General features: G+C 53.7%; 18 protein-coding genes. 4 read left to right on the forward strand and 14 right to left on the reverse strand.

Annotated features, from left to right (window positions below; all coding sequences use genetic code 11):
• From ACW4DH_RS01195 to ACW4DH_RS01215, 5 genes are all read right to left on the reverse strand, one after another.
• Nucleotides 1-471 (reverse strand): pyrimidine dimer DNA glycosylase/endonuclease V, encoded by a 471-nt coding sequence (locus ACW4DH_RS01195; protein ID WP_459634522.1) that lies wholly within the window; start codon nucleotides 469-471, stop codon nucleotides 1-3.
• Nucleotides 472-520: 49 nt separating this feature from the next.
• Nucleotides 521-1,063 (reverse strand): DUF421 domain-containing protein, encoded by a 543-nt coding sequence (locus ACW4DH_RS01200; RefSeq protein ID WP_459634523.1) that lies wholly within the window; start codon nucleotides 1,061-1,063, stop codon nucleotides 521-523.
• A 152-nt stretch (nucleotides 1,064-1,215) separates the two neighbouring features.
• Complete coding sequence (mepA, locus tag ACW4DH_RS01205; RefSeq protein WP_459634524.1) at nucleotides 1,216-2,007, reverse strand: penicillin-insensitive murein endopeptidase; 792 nt, start codon at nucleotides 2,005-2,007, stop codon at nucleotides 1,216-1,218.
• 101 nt (nucleotides 2,008-2,108) lie between these two features.
• Entirely contained in the window at nucleotides 2,109-3,257 is a 1,149-nt protein-coding gene (locus ACW4DH_RS01210) for an alpha/beta hydrolase family protein (RefSeq protein ID WP_459634525.1), read from the reverse strand.
• A gap of 98 nt (nucleotides 3,258-3,355) precedes the next feature.
• Nucleotides 3,356-5,713, reverse strand: coding sequence for a DNA polymerase II (locus ACW4DH_RS01215; RefSeq protein WP_459634526.1), 2,358 nt, complete (start codon nucleotides 5,711-5,713; stop codon nucleotides 3,356-3,358).
• A 384-nt stretch (nucleotides 5,714-6,097) separates the two neighbouring features.
• On the opposite strand from ACW4DH_RS01215, the gene ACW4DH_RS01220 reads away from it, so the two are divergent.
• On the forward strand, nucleotides 6,098-7,297 hold the full coding sequence (locus ACW4DH_RS01220) for a saccharopine dehydrogenase family protein (RefSeq protein WP_459634527.1): 1,200 nt from the start codon (nucleotides 6,098-6,100) through the stop codon (nucleotides 7,295-7,297).
• Nucleotides 7,298-7,303: 6 nt separating this feature from the next.
• On the forward strand, nucleotides 7,304-8,464 hold the full coding sequence (nspC, locus tag ACW4DH_RS01225; protein WP_459634528.1) for a carboxynorspermidine decarboxylase: 1,161 nt from the start codon (nucleotides 7,304-7,306) through the stop codon (nucleotides 8,462-8,464).
• A 522-nt stretch (nucleotides 8,465-8,986) separates the two neighbouring features.
• Here nspC and ACW4DH_RS01230 read toward each other — a convergent pair.
• The 5 genes from ACW4DH_RS01230 to ACW4DH_RS01250 form a co-directional block, all read right to left on the reverse strand.
• Nucleotides 8,987-9,862 (reverse strand): carbohydrate porin, encoded by an 876-nt coding sequence (locus ACW4DH_RS01230; protein WP_459634529.1) that lies wholly within the window; start codon nucleotides 9,860-9,862, stop codon nucleotides 8,987-8,989.
• Nucleotides 9,863-9,867: 5 nt separating this feature from the next.
• A complete protein-coding gene (locus ACW4DH_RS01235) occupies nucleotides 9,868-10,449 on the reverse strand; it encodes a hypothetical protein (RefSeq protein ID WP_459634530.1) in 582 nt (193 codons plus the stop codon).
• A gap of 806 nt (nucleotides 10,450-11,255) precedes the next feature.
• Entirely contained in the window at nucleotides 11,256-12,701 is a 1,446-nt protein-coding gene (locus ACW4DH_RS01240) for an aldehyde dehydrogenase (protein ID WP_459634531.1), read from the reverse strand.
• 69 nt (nucleotides 12,702-12,770) lie between these two features.
• Nucleotides 12,771-14,012, reverse strand: a complete 1,242-nt coding sequence (locus tag ACW4DH_RS01245) for an MFS transporter (RefSeq protein WP_459634532.1) — start codon at nucleotides 14,010-14,012, stop codon at nucleotides 12,771-12,773.
• 159 nt (nucleotides 14,013-14,171) lie between these two features.
• On the reverse strand, nucleotides 14,172-15,635 hold the full coding sequence (locus ACW4DH_RS01250; RefSeq protein ID WP_459634533.1) for a carotenoid oxygenase family protein: 1,464 nt from the start codon (nucleotides 15,633-15,635) through the stop codon (nucleotides 14,172-14,174).
• A 239-nt stretch (nucleotides 15,636-15,874) separates the two neighbouring features.
• Between ACW4DH_RS01250 and ACW4DH_RS01255 the strand changes: the two genes are divergently transcribed.
• Nucleotides 15,875-16,633 (forward strand): SDR family oxidoreductase, encoded by a 759-nt coding sequence (locus tag ACW4DH_RS01255; protein WP_459634534.1) that lies wholly within the window; start codon nucleotides 15,875-15,877, stop codon nucleotides 16,631-16,633.
• A gap of 52 nt (nucleotides 16,634-16,685) precedes the next feature.
• Here ACW4DH_RS01255 and ACW4DH_RS01260 read toward each other — a convergent pair whose 3' ends face one another.
• The 3 genes from ACW4DH_RS01260 to ACW4DH_RS01270 form a co-directional block, all read right to left on the reverse strand.
• The gene (locus ACW4DH_RS01260) at nucleotides 16,686-17,402 is read right to left on the reverse strand and encodes a nuclear transport factor 2 family protein (protein WP_459634535.1); all 717 of its coding nucleotides are present in this window, start codon (nucleotides 17,400-17,402) and stop codon (nucleotides 16,686-16,688) included.
• 126 nt (nucleotides 17,403-17,528) lie between these two features.
• Nucleotides 17,529-18,302: an SDR family NAD(P)-dependent oxidoreductase gene (locus ACW4DH_RS01265; protein WP_459634536.1), complete on the reverse strand. Its 774-nt coding sequence runs from the start codon at nucleotides 18,300-18,302 to the stop codon at nucleotides 17,529-17,531.
• Nucleotides 18,289-18,729, reverse strand: coding sequence for a nuclear transport factor 2 family protein (locus ACW4DH_RS01270; protein WP_459634537.1), 441 nt, complete (start codon nucleotides 18,727-18,729; stop codon nucleotides 18,289-18,291). Before ACW4DH_RS01270 ends, ACW4DH_RS01265 begins: the two co-directional genes overlap by 14 nt.
• Before the next feature lie 454 nt (nucleotides 18,730-19,183).
• Here ACW4DH_RS01270 and ACW4DH_RS01275 point away from each other — a divergent pair, with 454 nt between their 5' ends.
• Nucleotides 19,184-20,203, forward strand: coding sequence for a helix-turn-helix domain-containing protein (locus ACW4DH_RS01275; RefSeq protein WP_459634538.1), 1,020 nt, complete (start codon nucleotides 19,184-19,186; stop codon nucleotides 20,201-20,203).
• A gap of 296 nt (nucleotides 20,204-20,499) precedes the next feature.
• On the opposite strand, the gene ACW4DH_RS01280 is transcribed toward ACW4DH_RS01275, so the two are convergent.
• Nucleotides 20,500-20,844 (reverse strand): hypothetical protein, encoded by a 345-nt coding sequence (locus tag ACW4DH_RS01280; RefSeq protein WP_459634539.1) that lies wholly within the window; start codon nucleotides 20,842-20,844, stop codon nucleotides 20,500-20,502.
• Nucleotides 20,845-21,101: the final 257 nt, after the last annotated feature.

Consider the following 21,101-nt stretch of genomic DNA (forward strand, 5'->3'; position numbering starts at 1 on the left):
TCACCTCTTGTTGGTCGGCAAACCGGCGCCTGATGCCCCAGGCGACACGACTTCCCAGTCTTCGACGCTTCCTTCCACCTCATCGAAAAGCGGGTGCAGTTCGATCGTCTTCACATCGCTCCACTGTAGGTACGACGCGGGACTTCTCGCTTCCAGCTTGTTCAGCAGATGCTGGAATTCGTATGCCAACTGTCCGCGGGTCACCATCAGCCGCCCCGGAGGGTCCTCCTTGACGATCTTGCTTCTGTCGAAGTTGTAGCCTCTGCGATCGGCTTCATCGACGACACCATTCAAGTAACCGGCAATCGCGCCAACGGGATGCGCCGCAGACCTGAATCTGATCAGTTGAGGATGGTTGCGGTAGCCTCGGGTCTGGCCCAGCAGCACCTTCTGGGCCAGAAGGCCTTCTCTCCAGAGGGCCAGCAAGCCCTTGGTATCCAGATAATGCGGATGTATCGACCAGAGCCTCATGTTTATCCTTACGTACGCTCATGTAGACAGACGTCAGTCGGTGAGTAGCTCAGCCCGGTTCGATATCACGCGGCCCGGGCGTCTTGACGCCTTCGAGGCTCGACCTGCCCTTGCCGGCAAGCTGCGGGACTACGCTGAACGAGCCATCGGTCTCCAGCACAACGGCTTGTACGTCATCCATTGCCGCGAATCCTGACGCCCGCATCGCCGAGCGGACTTCATCCTCGGTCACTCGCGCCTGCTTCAAGGCGGCCGGCAAGTAGCTGCCCTGGTAAAACAGCAACGCCGGCTCTCCCGTCACTACTTGGCGTACCCAAGGGACACGCACGCTGGTCCAGGTCACGGCGTACTGCATGCCGATCAACAGAGCAAAGGCCAAGACCCCCTGCGAAAGCGTCACGTTCTTGCTGAGGATGACCGAGGCCAGTGTCGAGCCCAAGGCCACGGTCACCACCAGATCGAAGGCGTTCATCTTGGAGAGCGTACGTCGTCCCGAGAGGCGCAGTAGCGCTACCAGGCTGGCATAGGCCAGCACGGCAAGCACCCCGGTACGCACCACCGCCTGCCAGCTATCGAAGAAAATCAGATCCAAGCTTATCTCCTGCTTTTCGGTTGGGTATCAAGTATTACACGTCAGTAAGAGTAGCTTAGGGTGTGAACTAGAAGGCGTTGGACCCTCAAACGATGCAAACAGATACCAGAGCCCGGCCCGCTCGGCATTCGATACGCCGCCGGGTCTGCTGGCTACTCGGCCAGAACTGCCTGGCAGGCCGGCGGCAAGTTACGCCTCGGGCTCGGGTAGGTCTTTGTGCGCGGCGTCGACGGAATCCCCTGACAACCGTCGCCGGGGGGTGGCTCAGCCTGTCCGACGCACTCGGTTTCCCCCGGCGGACAGTGCAACCGCACATGCAGATGATCGTCGTGGAAGGGCCACGGGCGCACCCGGCGCAGCCAGGCGCGATCGTCCCATTCGCGCTGACAGAGGTCGCGCTTCACCGCGCCATCGACGAAGATCCGTGCCACCCGCGGATCGTCGGCCGCGAGGTGTACGAGTTCGGCGTGTCTTTCGCTCCAGCGGACATCGAGGCGATGGGTTTGCGGGTCGACCAGAATCGGCTGCTCGAGCCCTTCGCGCTCGCTGCGGTCGAGTGCAGGGAAATCGAGGCGGTACCAGATGTCCACGTCCAGTCCGCTCTGGTGGCTGACATGACCGTAGGACATCGGGCCGCCGCGCGGCTGGGCCATGTCGCCTATCAGGATCGGGCCGAACCCGGCGTCATCGACGCGGCGGCCGAGATCCTGAATGTAGTCGATCAGGGTGGGATGACCATAATGCCGGTTGCGTTTGAGGTCCACCGCCTGATAGCCGACCCCTTCGCCGGGGAGCTGCTCGGCGCCGATCAGGCAAGCCGCGCCGTATTGGCCGATGATACGCGGCTCCCCGGGCAACGGGCCAGGCACTTGCGACCAATCATCCGCGGCGATCACGGGCAAGCTCCAGAGCCCACTGGCCGCAGTCACGATAAATCCACTCAAGACGAATCCAAGCACGGCAGATAACGTGAACCTCGTGCAGCGCGGAGGTTGTGGAAAAGGCAAACAATGCATGGGCCAAGCGTCCTTGATGTGTTCTCAACTCAGCGTGTTTGACGGGCCAGCCACTCGAGCCCCGGGCGATAGAGCATATCGTGCCCACCTTCGAACAGCACCAGCTCGGCGGGGCCTGATTGCAGGTACAGCACTACCGGCGCATCGGCCTCGGCGAAGCGTGGAAATTCACGCCCCTGATGCATCGAACGCTCACGCAGTGCCTCGGGCACTTGCCGGGTCTCCATGAGCTGATCGATCAACTCTTGCGACACACGGTCTTCATCCTCGGCCAGATCGTTGAAGGCGTGAATCGCCTGGGCGGGAGGTACGGTCTGGTCATCGATACCATGGGCAATAAGCACACGGAGTTCACCGGCCACTTCGGGCAGGTGCGCCCGCGGGCTGCGCTCGACGCACTCCTCACGGGCCACGGTTCCCTCACGTGGCGCGCCACCGCATGCCCCGGCAATCTCGTCCGCGTAGGGCTTGTCATGCTCAGCATTCCATTGATACCAGGGGATCAGATCGTAGACCGGGACCCACGCCGAGACGCCCGCAAACACCTCAGGGTTCCGACTGGCCAGATGCAGGGCATTCATTGCCCCGCCGGAATAACCCAGAAGATAAATGCGCGACGCATCGACATTGGCATTTTCACGGGCATATTCCAGGGCATCTTCCATATCGGAGATGGCAAGATCGGAAGCCGTCGACTCGGGGCGACCATCATTCTCGCCACGGAAATCCGGATGCATGAACACCCAATCGTTGGCTACGGCAAACTCGGCGACAGGAATGTCGATATTCTGCAGGTAATTGATGCTCCAACTGTGCAATACCAGCAGCAGTGGTTTTTCCTCACCCGATCCAGAGTGGTAGAACAAAGCCGGCTGGTTGCTCCCATCGGCGGATGACGGAATCTCGATCTGCTCGATGTCAGGGACCCGCTCGCGCCAGGAGGTCAGATCGGCAGCGACAAGAGAGCCCGGAAACCCCGTGGCACTCAGATAATCGCTGGGATGCTCCACTTCAGGCTCGGCGGCATATGCCTTACCCATGCCGATGCTGGCGACGGCAAGGCCCAACGCCAGCAGCAAGGCCAGGCTACGATGACCGAAGCGACGTTGGAGACCACCGCCAAATTGGAGTGCCGCATCCGTCCATGGTGAATAAGAGCAGTGGCGTAAAGTCTCCATCGCAGCGTCTCCTGGTGGCGGGCTTATCCTTGCCCTGTTGGCCTCCAGTCTAGTTGCCACTGCCGGGGTTGCCAGCGTGCCGGGAGCGAAGGAGCCGGCTAGAAGAGCCCCAACTGACGATCGATCAGCGCCTCGAAAGTGTCGCCGACGAACGGCAGGATCGCATCGGCCACCGGCTGCAACTGGCGGGTCAGGTAATGGTGGTAGTCGATTGCAGAACGCTGCGTTTCCAGCGGCTCCGGCCCCGCCAGCGTCATCACATAGCTGATCCAGCCGCCGTTCTGATACTGGCGTGGACGGCCTAGTTGGGCGTTGTATTCGTCGGCGAGCCGTGCCGCACGTACATGGGGCGGCACGTTGCGCTGGTAGTCGTCGAGCTTGCGACGCAACCGCTTGCGGTAGATCAGCCGCTCATCGAACTCGCCATCCAGCGTGCGACTGACATAGTCGCGCACGAAGTCGCAGTAAGGCTCGTTCACGAAGATGCGCCGGTAGAGCTCCTGCTGGAACAGCTTGGCCAGCGGCGACCAGTCGGCGCGTACCGTCTCCAACCCCTTGAACAGCAGCCTCTCGCCGCCTTCGCCATCGCTCACCAGCCCGGCGTAACGCTTCTTGCTACCCGCCTCGGCACCGCGAATGGTCGGCATCAGAAAGCGCCGGAAATGGGTCTCCAACTGCAGCTCCAGTGCACTCTCCAGAGCGTATTCTTTCTGCAAATGTTCACGCCACCAACGGTTGACGCGCGCCACCAGTTGCTGCCCGATCCGTGCAGCCTCGTCGTCTTCATGGGCACGTCCCAACCACACGAACGTCGAATCGGTATCTCCATAGATAACGGTATATCCCTCGGCCTCGATCAGCTCGCGGGTGCGGTGCATGATCTCATGGCCGCGCAGCGTAATCGACGACGAGAGCCGCGGATCGAAGAAGCGACAGCCCCAGGCGCCCAGCACACCGTAGAAGGAATTCATGATGATCTTCAACGCCTGGGAAAGCGGTGCGTTGCCATCGCGCTTGGCAGCCTCGCGCCCCTGCCACACCCGCGCCACCATCTCGGGTAGCGCATGGCGCGTGCGTGAAAACCGCGCGCCGCGAAAGCCGGGCACCATCTCGTCCTGGGGCTCGCGCAGGCCCTGCACCAGTCCCACCGGGTCAATCAGGAAGGTGCGGATGATCGAGGGATAGAGACTCTTGAAGTCGAGCACCAGCACCGAGTCGTAGAGACCGGGGCGTGAGTCCATCACGAAACCGCCGGGGCTGTTCTCGCCGCGCGGGTCACCCAGGTTGGGGGCCACGAAACCGAGCCGATGCATGCGCGGCAAATACAGATGCGAAAAGGCCGCCACCGAGCCGCCGCTACGATCGACAGGCAGGCCAGTGATCGTGGCCCGCTCGAGCAGGAAGTCGACCAGCTCGGTCTTCTCGAATATCCGGGTGACCAGTTCGCAGTCCTTGAGGTTGTAGCGGGCCAATGCCGGTTTGTCCTCGGCGAACATGCGGTTGATGTCGTCCATGCGCTGGTAGGGATTGTCGATGGCCTTGCCCTCCCCCAGCAGCGTTTGGGCGACGTGCTCGAGGCTGAACGACGCAAAGCTCCAGGTCGCCGAGCGCAGCGCCTCGATGCCGTCGATGATCGACCGCCCGGGTGCAGAGGCGAAGAAATGGTGGGCATTGCTGCCGTGAGCGCGCCACTCCATCGGTTCACCACCACGCCCCAGCAACAACGGTACGCCCAGCGCCTCGGCATGGCGCTGCAAGATGCGCAAATCGAATTGCACCAGATTCCAGCCGATGATGGCATCCGGGTCATGCTGCGCCATCCATTCGTTGAGACACGTCAGTAGCGCCTTGCGGCTGTCGCAATACTGAAGGGAAAAGCCAAGGGAAGGATGGATCTCATGGTCCTGCCCGAGCATGAACACCTGACGCTGTCCGCAACCCTCCAATGCTATTGAGTACAGCTCACCGCGCTCACTGGTTTCGATATCCAGCGAGACCCACTTCAAACGCGGACGATAGTTGGGCGCGGGTTTCAGGTGCGTAGCGGCCAACGTGCCGTCCGCCACTTCCTGTCCGGCAAAAGCTACCGGCGCAGTGATGAAGCGCTCCATCAGGTAGCGCTCCGGCGGACGGATGTCGGCCTCGTACACCTCGACACCCGCCTCACGCAGGCGCCGCTCCAGATTCATCAATTGACGATGCTGGCGGCAGTACAATCCCCATACCGGGCGGTGCTGAAAATCGCAGAGATCCAGTGGCCGTAGCTCGATGCCGCGCTCGCCATGCAACAGCGCCTCGACGTGGCGACGCTGCTCGGCGGGAATGAACGCCACCGAGGTCTGCACCGGCAGGCACACGTATCGCGGCCCGGCATCCGTCGCCAGCCAGAACGATACTTCGATGCCTTGCGGGGTATCCCGCCAATGGCGGGTGAGAACGAAGCCTTGTAGATGCACGGTCAACTTCAACTAGGATGCCAGGGTGGAAATTTTACCGGGTATCACAAGGGCTGTCCCGGCCAGGATGCCAAGCGCGGGTATCGGGCGAAAATCCGCAACCGGAACGGACAAGAAAGATTGGCATCGCGTGAAGGCACCCTCTACTATGCGTCACATCCCGGCTGGCGGCGTCACGCCATCGCGTCTCAATGAAAGAAGATTATCTAGACTGCGAAAAAAACTTGAGCCTTGTTTCCGAGTTGGCCATTATCGGCGCCCTCTCGCCGGGCTCATCGGGGCTGGGTGAGACCATGACCAAGGTGACATCGGACCGGGTAGGTTGCGTGACCGACTTCCGACTAGCCTCGAACACTATTGAATTTCCGATCTGGAGGCGAACGCATGAGCAAAGCCTTGATTATTGGCGCCGGCGGCGTCGGTGGTGTCGTGACTCACAAGTGCGCGCAGCACCCCGAGGTGTTCCACGAAATCTGTCTGGCCAGTCGCAACGAAGCGAAGTGCAAGGCGATTGCCGACCAACTGGACCGTCCCATCCAGACCGCGCAGGTCGACGCCGATGACGTCGAGGCGCTGGTGGCGCTGATCGAGTCTTTCAAACCGGACGTACTGATCCATGTGGCGCTGCCCTACCAGGACCTGACCATCATGGAAGCCTGCCTGCGGACCGGCGTGCCCTATCTGGACACCGCCAACTACGAGCATCCGGACGAAGCCAAGTTCGAGTACAAGGAACAGTGGGCATTCCAGGAGCGCTTCGCCAAGGCCGGCAACATGGCCACGCTGGGTTGCGGCTTCGACCCCGGCATGACCAATATCTACTGCGCCTACGGCCAGAAGAACCTGTTCGACGAGATCCACCGCATCGACATCCTGGATGCCAACGGCGGCGACCATGGCTATCCGTTCGCCACCAACTTCAACCCGGAAATCAACATTCGCGAGATCACCGCGAACGGTCGCTACTGGGAAAAAGGCGAGTGGAAGGAGACCGCGCCGCTGGCCGAGAAGCGCAAGTTCGATTTCGACGGCATCGGCGAGAAGGATATCTACCTGCTCTATCACGAAGAGCTGGAATCGCTGGCCCAGAACATCAAGGGGCTCGAGCGCATCCGCTTCTGGATGACCTTCTCCGAGAAGTACATCACGCATCTCAAGGTGCTGGAAAACGTCGGCATGACCCGTATCGAACCGATCGAGGTCAACGGTTGCAAGATTTCACCGCTGCAGTTCCTCAAGTCGGTGCTGCCCGACCCGGCCTCGCTCGGCCCGCGTACCAAGGGCAAGACCAACATCGGCGTAATCCTCGACGGCATCAAGGACGGCAAGCGCCGCAAGGTGTACATCTACAATATCAGCGACCATGAGGCGAGCTATCAGGAGGTCAAGTCCCAGGCGATCTCCTACACCACCGGCGTTCCCGCCGTGACCGGCGCGATGCTGATGCTTCAGGGTATCTGGAAAGGCGACGGCGTGTTCAACGTCGAGCAGCTCGATCCGGACCCGTTCATGGAGCGCATCGGCGACATGGGTCTGCCGTGGCAGATGGTCGAGCTCGACCCCAACGACGACCCGCTGGGCTGATTCGTGATGGCGGAGACGACGACCTACCCGTTCGACATTCATTCCTGCCCGTCGCCGGCTTATGTGGTCGACGACGCCCTGCTACGCCGTAACCTGGAGCGCCTGAAGGCGGTCCAGGAGCGCAGCGGGGCGAAGATCCTGCTCGCCCTGAAAGGCTTCGCCATGTGGGATACCTTCCCCTTGGTGAGCCAGTACTTGGTGGGCACGACTTCCAGTGGGCAGGATGAGGCACGCCTCGGCTTTGATCACTTCGGCGGCGAGGTCCACGTCTATTCTCCCGCGTTCACCGAGCCGGAGATGGACGTGGTGCTGCACTATGCCGATCACTTGAGCTTCAACTCACCGGGCCAGTGGCGCCACTTTCGCGACAAGGTCGCGGCGGCGCCACGCCAGATCTCCTGTGGGCTGCGGGTCAATCCCGAGCACTCGACCGGTGAAGTCGCTCTCTACGACCCCTGCGCACGCGGCTCACGACTCGGCACGCGGGCCGTGGACGTCACCCCGGACGTAGTAGAGGGTCTCGACGGGCTGCACTTCCATACGCTTTGCGAGCAGAATAGCGACGCGCTGGAAGCCACGCTCGAGGTCTTCGAAGCCAGGTTCGGCGAGTATTTGCCCGACCTGCGCTGGGTGAATTTCGGTGGCGGCCATCACATCACCCGTGCCGACTACGACGTGGAACGGCTGGTGCGGATCATCCGTGACTTCAAGGCGCGCTATCCGCACCTTGAGGTCTATCTGGAACCGGGTGAAGCCATTGCCCTGAATACCGGCTTTCTGGTGTGCAGCGTGCTGGATATCGTCGACAATGACGGCCCCATCGCCATTCTCGATACCTCCGCCACCGCACACATGCCGGACGTGCTGGAGATGCCCTATCGCCCCGAGATCATCGGTGGTGATCTACCGGGAGCGAAGGCGCATACCTACCGCCTGGGCGGCACCACCTGCCTGGCCGGCGATGTGATCGGCGACTACTCGTTCGACGCGCCGCTCGCCATCGGCGACCGGCTGGTGTTCACCGACATGGCCCACTACACCATGGTCAAGACCACCACCTTCAACGGCATCCGCCTCCCGGCAATCTGCCGAGTCGACGAGACCAGCCGCGAGATACGCACGGTCAAGACCTTCGGCTACGTGGATTACATGCAGCGCTTGAGTTGAACCATAACGGGGAGCGGTCGCTGTCGGAATGATGGCGGTCGCTACCGGAATGGTGGCGTCGCTGCTTGGTGGTCGATCTCGTGGTACGGGTCTTTTCAGTGGCAGGAAAGCCCCAAAGATTTTTATGATATCCCTAACCACTTCTTTGCGGGACCAAGCATCTACTCTCCTCGCCACATTAGCTAACCTACCTTGACTTTATGGTGGAGAAGTCGTAACAAGGTGTTGGTCCCTTAGCAGCAGCGTTATGTTATAAATTTTTTATACCTTATTATTTCCTTCGTTTATCTTCTTGCCCCCAGACTAAAGGTTGAGGGGGCAGGCCTGTTAGGCTAGCTACAAATATTTATTTTGTAAGCCATTCTCTAGCCTGCTCATGGGATTTCAATGGAGCGCCAGGGAGATTTTTAGAACAACATATATTTTACCAACCTTATATAGATATAATTTATCTTTAGCTTAGTGTTTTATTTGAAAAAACGGTTATTCTTTCTCATTTGTGTTCCGCCTAGAGCAACTTTTTCAATCCAAATGAGTCAGCCCTGTTGCCAAGCCGAAGTCGATACCAAACTGTAATGCTACAACCATACCATCGTCATTGAGGCGTCTAGCTCCAGGATTGAAGAAATTACTGGGATTGACAATGTATTGCACTGATGGCTCAAGGAACATATAGTGAGGCAAGCCAAGATGGTAGTTCATTTCGAAGCGATGCACTCCGCTTGATTCGGCAGTATCCACGCCTCCTTGTGCAACACGCGCCTCACGTTGAGCTTGACGCTGACGGTCGCCGAGGCGTGCGTAGCTCACCTTTACGCTTGCCATGTCTGATAGACGGTCGAAAGGATTAAGATAGGTTACACCGGCCTCGGCAAATGCCTGATAAGGCTGGTTCTTACCGGGTGCCGCTTCAAGCGATCCAAATAACATAAGCGCTTGCGGATCTTCAAGCAGGTTTCTCCCGCCATCAGGTCTCCAGATAGCTTGCCGGAACTTGAGCATAACCCCCCCATTACCGTCTTGGTCCAATTCACCGGTTCGCGGGTCGTATTGATCACTCGTATTATAAAAGCCGATAAGTTCATACTGTCCTGGGTATGCTGTATTCATAAAGGTAGTTTTTCGGCCGACTGCGGCGAGGAGGCTGGCTCCTGCCGAGTCTGAGGAGCCCCAATCAAAGCCGTGCCCCTTATCTAGATACTGGTTAGGGTCGGACTCGAAGGCACCCAGCTTGATGTAGCCGCCACCATCTAGGACGAGTTGACTGAACGCCCCCCAAGAGCCATAGGGAGGAGGTAGTATTCCTGTAGAATTATCCCAGATAGGGTCGTTGCAGGTGATAACATTGGAGCAGTTGCTTTTAAAAAAATAGCGCCCTGCGTTGGTTCTTCCAATCACGGTCTTTAGCCGATTATTAAAATAATCCTGCTCGTAAGAGAACTGAGACAGATAGCCGCTAGAGATATCATTGCGCGCCGGCGAGCCCCCAAAATAACTACTAGCGGCTCCCGCATAAACGGCTCCAGTAGGCTGGCCAACATTGTAGTTATCAGGAAAAAAATGTATTCGAAGTGGAATGTGGCGTTGCTAATCCCTAGGAGCTTTTCCAGGTTGAGATCGGCACCCGCAAATATATTGTTAGTAATTGCATATTCGTTCTCCCGCGGCCCTGTTGAAGGGTTACTGACCCATAGTGACCAAAGTGAAAGATGGGGTGTGATGCCGATGGTGCCGAGCTTTTTTCCTAATCCATTGAATATGGGTTTACCTTGAGTTAGCTGAGGCGAGTCTCGATTATTATCGAGTCGTTCCGATAGCTCGGAGGGCTCTGAGGATTGTGCCCATGATCCCATCGGAAATAATAGCAATGCCACTAATAGCAATTTAGCCTTTGTTAAAATTGATGTAGTACTTTTTCCTATATTTTCATTGGACAAGATACCTTGTCTTTCGGGTGCTTGGCGGGAGCAGGGTAAATTATTCATTTTTGTCCTTATTAGATTTTTAGAATTAATAAATTCTTAACTCATGCTACGCTATGTGGTTATGATTTGTCATACCAGCCTTGTAATAAGGCGCTGCAATCATGTGTGGCCGGTAGAGACTGTGTTATCTGCAAGCATCTTTCCTTGAAGTCTTTGTGTAGCTTTTAACTCTTGGATTATAGATACCAAACTATTCTAAAAAGGCAATTCAATTTTACGGTAATTTTCAATTATAAAAAAATAATCATTATACTTATTCCTCTGGTTGTTTTGGCCTGAGTCGTTAATTAATATTAAGTGTAATTAATGTATGGCACGACCACATTAACTAACTAATCACTTGACTACTCGCGCGCCTGTCTAGATATTTTCTAATTATAGAGAACAAAGGATATTTACATATTTCTAGAACGTACACTTCTTGTTCAAGAGAGAACGTTTTTCATGAACGCGGGCGTTTCTTTAAACCCTGAAAAGCATTAATTTTTTCCAGCACTGCTCGCTGATCCTTCAGAAAATATCTGGGGAGACACTTTAAAAAACAGTATAACTATCTATGGAGATGGCACCATAATAGTACAGAATATTTATTTGTGGAGCCAAGCAGGTAGCGTCAAGTAATAGGGGTAGGAGGCTATCCGCCACGTAGCTGGGGCTTCGGTGGCGGAAGAAGAGCTTAAGGGGTTCAGAGTTCGTTGGTTACGAGTCTGCTTAGTATACCTTCCCAGCAAGGAGTGGGTGAAAAAATACACAAAGCTTTAAAAGCATTTAATTACCCTTGTGCAATTACTTTCTATGTTAATCAACTAAATCGGATAATGGCGAGGGCCGAGTTGTACTGTCATCCAGCGCAGCTCGGTGAACTCCTCGATCCCCGCCTTGCCGCCGAAGCGTCCGTAACCGCTCGACTTGACGCCGCCGAAGGGCATCTGCGGTTCGTCGTGCACGGTCGGCGCGTTAATGTGACAGATGCCCGACTCGATCTGGCCGGCCACCCGCAGGCCGCGTGCCGTGTCGCGGGTAAACACCGCCGCCGAGAGTCCATACTCGCTATCGTTGGCCAGGCGAATCGCCTGTTCTTCATTGGCAACCCGCATCATCGCCACCACCGGCCCGAACGACTCCTCACGGTACAGACGCATCTTGTCGGTAACGCCGTCGATCAGGGTCGGCTGCATGACCACACCCTCCGCCTTGCCGCCCGAGACCAGACGTGCCCCCTGGCTGATGGCGTCGTCGACCAGGCCATTGAGTTTCTCGCCCGACTCGCGGTTGATTAGCGTGCCCAGCGCATTGCTCTCGTCACGGGGATCGCCGGCTCGCAGGTTGACGGCCTTGGCTGCCAATTTCTCTGCAAAGGCATCGGCCACCACGTCGACTACGATCAACCGCTCGGTGGACATGCATATCTGCCCCTGATTGAAGAATGCGCCAAAGGCGGCCGCCTCGGCGGCGGCATCCAGGTCGGCATCGTCGAGCACGATGAAGGGCGCCTTGCCGCCCAGTTCCAGCAACGCCGGCTTGAGTTGGCGCGCGGCCTTCTCGGCGATGATCCGCCCGACCTGGGTCGAGCCGGTGAAATTTATTCGCACCACCGCCGGGTGTTCGATCAGCGCCGAGACCACGGCGGCGGCCTGCTCCGGGGCGTTGGTGATGACATTGACGATCCCTTCGCCGAACCCCGCCTCGATAAGGACCTCGCCGATTAGGTGATGGGTCGCCGGACACTGCTCAGAGGCCTTAAGGATTACCGTATTACCGCAGGCCAGCGGGGTTGCGATGGCACGAGTGCCGAGGATGATCGGCGCATTCCAAGGGGCTATGCCGAGGACCACCCCGCACGGCACGCGAATGCCCATAGCCAGATTGTCGGGGATATTGGAGGGAATGATATCGCCAGTGACCTGCGTGGTCAGCGCAGCGGCCTCGCGCAGGATGCTGGCGGCGACCATCACATTGAAACCGGCCCAACCGGGTGTGGCGCCGGTCTCGTCGACCATGCGCTCGATGAAATCGCTCTGACGTGCTTCCATTAGTTCGGCAGCCTTGAGCAACTTGGCGCGGCGTTCACCGGGCCCGGTCTTCGACCAGGCCATGAAAGCCTGACCCGCGGCCTCGGCGGCCTGGCGGGCATCGTCGGCCGAGGCTGCAGCGGCCTGAGTGACGGGCTCGCCGCTTAGTGGGTTAACACAAGCAAACCGGGCTCCAAATGCGGCCTCTTGCAATCTCCCAGCAACTAGTAAATCAACCATTTCCATAATTTCCTCATTTTTATAATATAGTCAATGAGACCATAGGGGTGGACGATAAGATAATAAAGTTCAACTTTCGACTGCCATGATAGTAGATGAAGCTGGAGCGGTTTCTTCGAAACCGAGACAGAACATGCCGCCGATGAGTGCAGCCCCGGCAGCGATCCAAAGCGTAAGTTCAAGGCCCCAAATATCTGCTAAGATTCCGGTGATCGATACGACTACGAAACCGCCAATAATCTCGCCGTTTCCTAACACTAGCGAGATGGCACGACCGGAAAAGCGTGACGGCACTGTTTCGGAGGGAATAACACCTGATAGCATAGGATAGCATCCAACCACCGGCAGGAAGCCCAGGAATATCAGGCTTGTTAAGGCAAAGAAGGAGTCCTCAACATAAAGGCATGCCAAGGGAGCGATAATTCCGCCTAAGCACCCTAAGCAAGTAGCATAACGGCGCCCGATGAAGTTGGAAATCCACGGTAGAGCGAATGCCGAAAGAAAGCCAGCCACACCAAACATGCTCATTACCACGCTCATGTTAGACGCGGAAATGCCTTTTACCTGTATTAAATAAAGTGGGATAAAGGTTAGGAGTAGGTACATCCAGGAGGCGATCAGACTCGAAACCAAAAGGCTGACACGTATGTTCCGATAACGTAATAGAGAGACTAATTCAGAAGTAAATGCAGAAATTCCTCCAGTAGGGCTCTCTTTAGGCGGCTTATCCTCTTTCGGCTCACGTACATAGCGGTAACATAGAGCTGCAAGTAGTAGTCCAGGAAGCCCAGCAATGAAGAATGTTATACGCCAGCCTACACTTTCGGCGAGGGCCACCAAGATCAGAGGTGCACAAATAATAAAAAAACCATTGATAAAATTTTGCAATATAGTCATGTTCATTGCCCGCCGTTTCGGCGACGAGGCCTGCGCCATCAGGGATTGAGCTAATGGTAAGATGGGACCTTCTGCAAAACCCATGAGAATACGCATCATTAACAAAGAAAGAAAACCACCGGCGAGCCCAGAACCAAAAGAACATAAACCGAACAGAGCGATTAGCGGAATAAGGAATATTTTACGTCGCCCTAACGCGTCAGATACTGCACTGAGAATAAAGCCTGAGACCGACCAAGTCAGTGCCAAGCCCGATGTCAAAAGACCGATCTGGGAGTTGCTTAGGGACAGATCTTTTTGAATAAATGGTGCAATATAATTCAGTGAAAGCCGATCAAAATAGACAAAGGCGAAAGTAAAGCCCATCAACGCAAGAAGCTGGTTTTCGTAGCTTGCTAGCTTTGCGGTTCTCATAAAATAAACCTTTTTATATATTATATAATCAAACTGTTTGTTCCCGCACTGTTACTCTTTCGCTCCTCGACTGTATCCTTCGCCAGCCCCGTCAAAAAAGCATAAGCACGAAAAGGAAACTGTAGAAAGAAGCGGGCAAGATATTGCCCTCTCTTCCATTTATTTCGCTGATAAAAAGTGTTCTTCAGCTATCCAGCAACCATGAATACCATTGCGTAACGCTAAAGGCATCAGTAAGCGAGCGATAGGCCCCTTCTTAAGGTCATGAGCATCGAAGATCGCCAGCTCGCTTCGTTGAGTTCGGTAATTATTAAGTACGCTTAATAAGTACCCTTCCGCTTCTTTCGTTGCGCCAGGTAATGGTACAAAGGTTGGCTCTTGTGCTGCATACCCCTCTCCTACAAAGTAAGAGTCAGTTTCCCCTGTCTCGACATCTATTCTCATAATCGTATTAAACACAAACCCCATCTCGGCCTCGTTATTAGAAATATGCCGACTGAAATCATTAACACCCAGAAAGCCTTGAGTATAAAAATGTAGAGCAAAACGATCATCGATCACGGGAACTTCGCAAAACTGGGAAAAAATCATATGCTCAGAGAAGGCTTCTTCATCGCTAGCTAAATCTAGGGTCCAGCGCAATAACTGGGGAGTGGCTTTTTCCTTGTCTCGTGGCGAGCCGTCAATGTTAGGAAAATAAGGAAATGGCTGTTCTCTCGCTGCACAGAGATCAATGTAAATAAAAGACCCTTTATTATAGGCGTTCATTACATGAAAGGCCCAACGTGCGGGGCCTCGGAACCAGCGTACGCTTTCGGATTGCGTCTTGCGGGAAAGCACGGCGAGATAAGTATCTTGACTTTCGTCCCATACGAAAATAGGACCGCCACGTTTTAGTCGCTCATCATTACTGGTAGTCGGCATGACAAGAAGAATAATGTAGTCTTCCGTTACGGCAAAATCGTGCATCATGCTAGCATACGGTGGCATTAACCATTCTTCACGCGTCACTTGGCCATCTGCGTTGATCCAGTACAAGGCGATGTCGGGACTCGCCTCACCTTTAGCCGCCGAGCCGTAGATAAGTAATTCTCCAGTCACTGGATCTACTTTAGGGTGTGCCGTCATCGTACGGCTGGTTAGCGCCCCTTCGAAGTCCCATTCTCCGAGAGTAGCTAACGTAATTGGATCGATTTCAACCGGACGGCTGTCCTCCTTGAGGGCGAATAATCTTCCCCCATGCCAGAGTAAGCTCGTGTTCGCAGTGCCCCGGCTAAGGCCGGCTACGCTTGGATCATCAGTATAAGGATTTCGGTAATCGCCGAACAGTCGGCCTCCAGCATCGTATTCGCGCTGAAAGCGCTCGGTTCTTACGAAACGGTTGCGAAAACTAACTTTTCCATTTTTAAAATGGAATACGCTAACCATACCGTCGCCGTTTATAAAAGGATCATCCTCACCATTTCTGCGAGGATACTGCGGATCAGGACCAACGCGAAAAAACATACCTTCAAGTGCTGCCGGAAGCTGGCCTATTACAGGCAAGTCGTGGATTTCGCACTCGACACGCGAAGGGGTTAAAAAGTCTTGATTAGCTGGAGTCGCTGGAAAAGGTTGGCTCATGACTGTTCTCCTCGTTGGCGATAAGGCTTAAGCCTTAACGATGCTAAAGACACTGCACACACACCGCTTCTCTGCCAGCGAACCGAACGTGTCCGTTAAGGAACCATTATCACTTTTTTATTATTCGCTATAACAACGATTTGGTGCACTAATAGCCAAGCTTGGCGAGGCGATACCAGTATAGTATCTGTTGGCTGTCTCTGTAGTGAATGAGATAAAAAATGCAAGGAGTTATGACAATGAGAGTCGACAGATTTGAAAACAAAGTAGTTCTAGTGACCGGCGGCAATAGCGGCATAGGCTTGGCAAGTGCTAAAGCATTCCATCAGGAAGGGGCCAAGGTAATCATCACAGGAAGAAACCCTGATACCTTGGAGAAAGCTTCCTTAGAAATTGGCGAAGGTACTTTAGCACTGCGTTCTGATATTGCAGATCTAAATGCGTTGGACACAGTAATGGAAACCATCCGGCAAGAGCACGGACGCCTGGACGTCCTTTTCGCTAATGCTGCCCTCGGCAAACTCTGCCCCTTCGATCATGTAACTGAGTCGTTCTACGATGAAGTCATGAACACGAATCTGAAAGGCACTTTCTTCACTGTTCAGAAAGCTGTTCCACTCATGCCTTTCGGTTCCGCCATTGTGCTCAATTCGTCGATAGGGGCGCGTGAGGGCAAAGCTCACAGTAGCGTTTATAGTGCTAGTAAGGCAGGCGTGCAGTCGCTTGGTCGAACGCTAGCAACAGAACTTATTCAGTCTGGTATACGGGTCAATGTATGTAGCCCTGGCCCCATCGATACTCCACTGCCTCACCGTATGACAGAGTTTAGCCATGAAGAAATCCTACGTATCAAAGAGGACATGAAAGAGTGGACATTGTTAAAACGCTTAGGCACAGCAGAAGAGGCTGCGGCCCCGGTGCTGTTCTTAGCCTCCGATGAAGCTTCCAATATTGTTGCAATTGATCTCGTAGTCGATGGCGGTGCCACTAATCTCTAACAACACGGCCGGGCGTTGGCCGCCCGGCTACTCATCGAAGGATGATGCCTTTTTAATCAAAGGGCTTTTGAGTCACAGGATGAGGGTAATGAAAAGGAATAACCCGAGTGTCCGGCCATAACACTACATCCTCTGAATTGCGCAGGGCATCAGGGCCTTGCGGATCATCAGGGTAGAGGGTGTTTAGCATGGGTTCGGCGTAGGCAGTACGAGTGTTCCTCCAGCCCTCACTGAATGAGGCATTAAAAAAGGCATTATAGTTAAGAATTTGGATTTTCCAGACTCCATTTTCTTTAACATAAGTATTTTCGTAAATCCCACCTTCCCAGAATTGCGGCACTTCCTCCACGGGACTCTGTTCGTGAGTACCGCCTTGCATAAAACAGCGGAACCGCCCTCTTGCTGTTTTTCCATCTGGAGCGACCGTAACAATATCTTGAGCAATCATATGTTCTAGGAGGCTGCCATAGCTAGGCCCATTAGTACCTTCTGCAAATTTATCACGGAACCATCCACAGTAAAGCCGGCGCGCACCTTCTTTACCCTTATAGATCCCATTGAGAAAATATACTTCGCTATCTTTTGACAATAGATCAATCACCTCATCATAAAGACATTTGTCTAAGTAGTAGCCATACTTATGATGGAGACGGCGAATTTCGTTATGATCTTCCAACAACCGGACCTGTTGAGACAGGTTATCAATCTGGCTTGCCATTGCTTGGAGCTGTTTTTGGATAGATGCGTTTGTTTGCTGGTTATTATCCATTTTGTTTAGTCCTTGTTTATTATTTGTTTGTCGATGAAATAAAATACATCAAGATTGGCAGCAATTTTTAATATTCTATGACATATCGAGCACCTCATCCATGTACGCCCAATAAGTAACCGATAGTTAGCCCACTGTCACTCCCCCATCGACGGGCAAGGCCTGGCCAACAATATATGATGCATCAGAGGAGGCTAGGAAAAGTACGGCTCGGGCAATCTCCCCCGTATCGGCTGTGCGACCAATAGGAATATCTGACATTAGCTTCTCTTGCATACCCGGTGCCGAGAATGTTTGGCGTAGCATATCGGTTTGGGTTGCTCCAGGGCATATGGCGTTGACTCTCACCCCGCAGGCGATAGCATCAAGTGCTGCCGCGCGGGTCAGCCCGATTACACCATGTTTACTGGCACAGTACGCAGCAGAACCCTGCGCACCTAAGAGCCCTCCCACAGAGGCGATATTAATTATCGCCCCTGTGCCATTTGCTCGCATAGACTCCAACTCACTTTGCAAAGAGTAGAAGGTGCTGGATAGATTCACCTGTAACACGCGCTGCCAATCGGATGAGGTTATTTGGGCAACATCAGTGCCCACAGGGCCAGCAATGCCCGCATTGTTGCAAGCGATATCGAGACGTCCGTAACACTCTAATGCAATCTTCACCATTCGCTGGCATTCATCAGCATTGCTAAGGTCTGCATGCACAGCAATCGCTTCTCCGCCAGCATGACGTATCTCCTCGGCCACCTCAAAAATAGCCTTATCGATATCGACTAGGACAAGAATTGCCGATTCAGCGGCAAAGGCCAGTGCAACGGCCTTTCCTATGCCCCGAAGCGCACCACTAACTAACGCGACCTGGCCATGAAAGCGATATGAGTTATTAGAAGGGGTCATTGATGGCATCCACCGGGATTGCTTGGAACACATCCCAATGTTCCACTACTTTGTCTTTTTCAACGCGGAAGATATCAATCATTGATAGCCCTGGTGTGCCGGGCTCCTCAATAACATGTAAGTGCATGATGACAAAATTACCATCAACCCAGACTCGTTTGGTTTGTGTCCAACGCTCAGGATATTTTTCATAAAGTTCGCGTGTAAATTGCTTTATTGCCTCACGGCCCTGAGGGATAAGGGCGTCATGCTGTATATAATGGTCGTCCCAGTATTTTTCAGCGCCTTCAAAGTCGGGCGTTTCTCGATACATCATAAGATCGTAGTAATCCATAACTATGTCTTTGTTACGCTGCTCGGCGTCGCTAAGCTCACGCTCAGAATGTTGAGCTGCACTGTACATATCACCAACCACTTTGCCATTCATTGGGCCACCCCACTCGTAGATTAAGAAAGAAATACCGAGGCGATCATGACTCGGTTAAATGTTGGGCATGTGTTTAGCCAACCTACGAGTCCGCTACGCACTGCTCTACTCGGTCTCCTGCCCATGACATGTCTCGGTGCCACGAGCTGCAGTAACTATAGGGCTCGCAGCTTTAGCTTCCTGTTTTCGGAACGTACAGAACTTGTCTGGAAGGGAATATGCACGATTAATTGTGGAGGGGAGCTAGACAACCGTCTGTTGAAACTCAGTCAACTTATGCGAGGATGGCCAATAGACTATAGTAGCAACCTCATTGACAACCTATCGAACTATACTGAATCTGTGTCATTTATCTCTGATATTGGTTGCATTAGGAGCATCACAAGAAGAGCCAAGTGAGAGAAAACCTAGTTTATCGATGACCCTGCGAAGGGGTTCCAGAGGAACAATAACAATGAACGCACATAAATTATTCTCCACTGATCTCATTCAGCCTCAGGAAAGAATAAACCATTGGACGCGTTTTTTTTATGAGTTCATATGCACTAACGGCCTTCAGCGTACACATTGGCAGTCGCTGAAATTGTTACAAGGTATCAATAGCAAACAACCCAATTTCCAAGCGCGGGCAGAGTACGTTAATATAGGAGATTTGCGCATCTGTAAAATCAATGCGAACCAACAACATTTTCGCCGCGATAGCAAGCCTACCATGGAGCCAGCCTCCCCAACTCCATACCAACTTATTATTGTTCAAACATATGGTAAGAGCGAGTTCCTACATAACGGAAAAACATCAACCCTCTCTGCGGGTCAATGGGCAATTTATGATACCCGAGGGCCTTTTGCGACCCGCAACAACGGTGAAGTAGAGCAGTTTCTGCTGCTTATCCCTGAAAATGAGATAGGCGTGCGCAAGTCTGGCAACAGCTCGCTGATCGCAAACGCTTTTTCTGCTAATGAGGGGATTGGCTTAATCGCAGCACAATTTTTACAGTCGGTTTTTTGGGAGTCGACAGCTTGTAGTGAACGAGCTGCCCAAGCAATAGCCTTGTCTACCGCGAGATTGTTTAGAGAAGCCGTAAGCGAGAAAGAAGACACACAACCTTTGCTGTCTAAAAAGGCATCCTTACGCACGCAAATCATTTCTTTTATTGAAAATAATCTTAGCGATCCCGATCTATCTATAGATATTATGGCAAATGCCTTCAATTGCAGCAAGCGCAATTTACATAAAGTCTTCTCAGATAACGGCCATACGATACATGCTTATATACTTCGTCGCCGCCTGGAATGTTGCCGTGATGAGATAGTCGATTTGAGCTCGGGGACCTCATGCTATATAACCGAAATTGCCTATAAATGGGGTTTCAACAATCCATCTCATTTCAGCAAATCTTTTAAAAATGAATACGGCCTTTCACCTCGAGAATACCGATTAGGTTACGGCAATATGTCCCCGCCGATAGATTAGCTGCTAGACAGTTCCGCTCACCACGTCAGGCCTCGCTAAAGACTGAAACCGTTTCGAGTTTTTACATCAGGATCTGAAGTGGCATTGTTTAAGCTTGACCGATCAGTGCGCTACTAACTGTTTGGTCCCGCAAAGAAGTGTTCCGGATCGCCATAAAGTCTCTGGGACTCTTCCTGCCACTGATCAAGGATAAATCCTATAAGCATCTTACCTTTTAGCGCTCTGAGTGGCCAAGTGCTGTTATAGGCCCATAGATGCTTGTAGGCCTCTATCCCGGCCTTCTTCGAAACTGCACGTCATTGTCCTTCAGTACCATGCAGACGCGGCAAGGCAGGGCTCTCAGCGTGTTTAAAGTCGGCAGCGATCTGCCGCGTCACCTGCCTATATAACGGTGCGTGAACGAACTTGGATGCCTGGTCCACCGCCACAAGTAGATAAACCTTGCCTTCATCAATGCATATTTCACTGATGTTGATATGCAAGTAACCGGTCGGATAAAGATTGAATGGCTGCTTTTCGCGCTTCTGTCCGGCAACGGCAACGGCAACTGGCTTTGCTAGTTTGAACCATAACGGGGAGCGGTCACTGTCGGGAACGGCAAGCGGCCGCTTCTTGGTTCCACCATGTTCACTATCCGACACTCAACCCCAACAGGCCTGGCTATAACTGGCCTGCTCGGCGGCTTTTCAGACAAGGCCTAGCGACTCGTTAGAATCCTCTAACGACTGGCCTAACATCACGCAGCCAGTCATTTTCATTAACTTTAATGAAACTCCATTCGGCATGAATAGCATTTCTTGAGGCTTTTCGCATACGCCTAGCCGAGTATAGAAGCGTCCTGAGCGATCAAGCCTGGACGAAAGCTGGACTACGGCTGGTGGACGGATGCACCCGACCG

It is taken from the genome of Halomonas sp. WWR20, assembly GCF_054602495.1.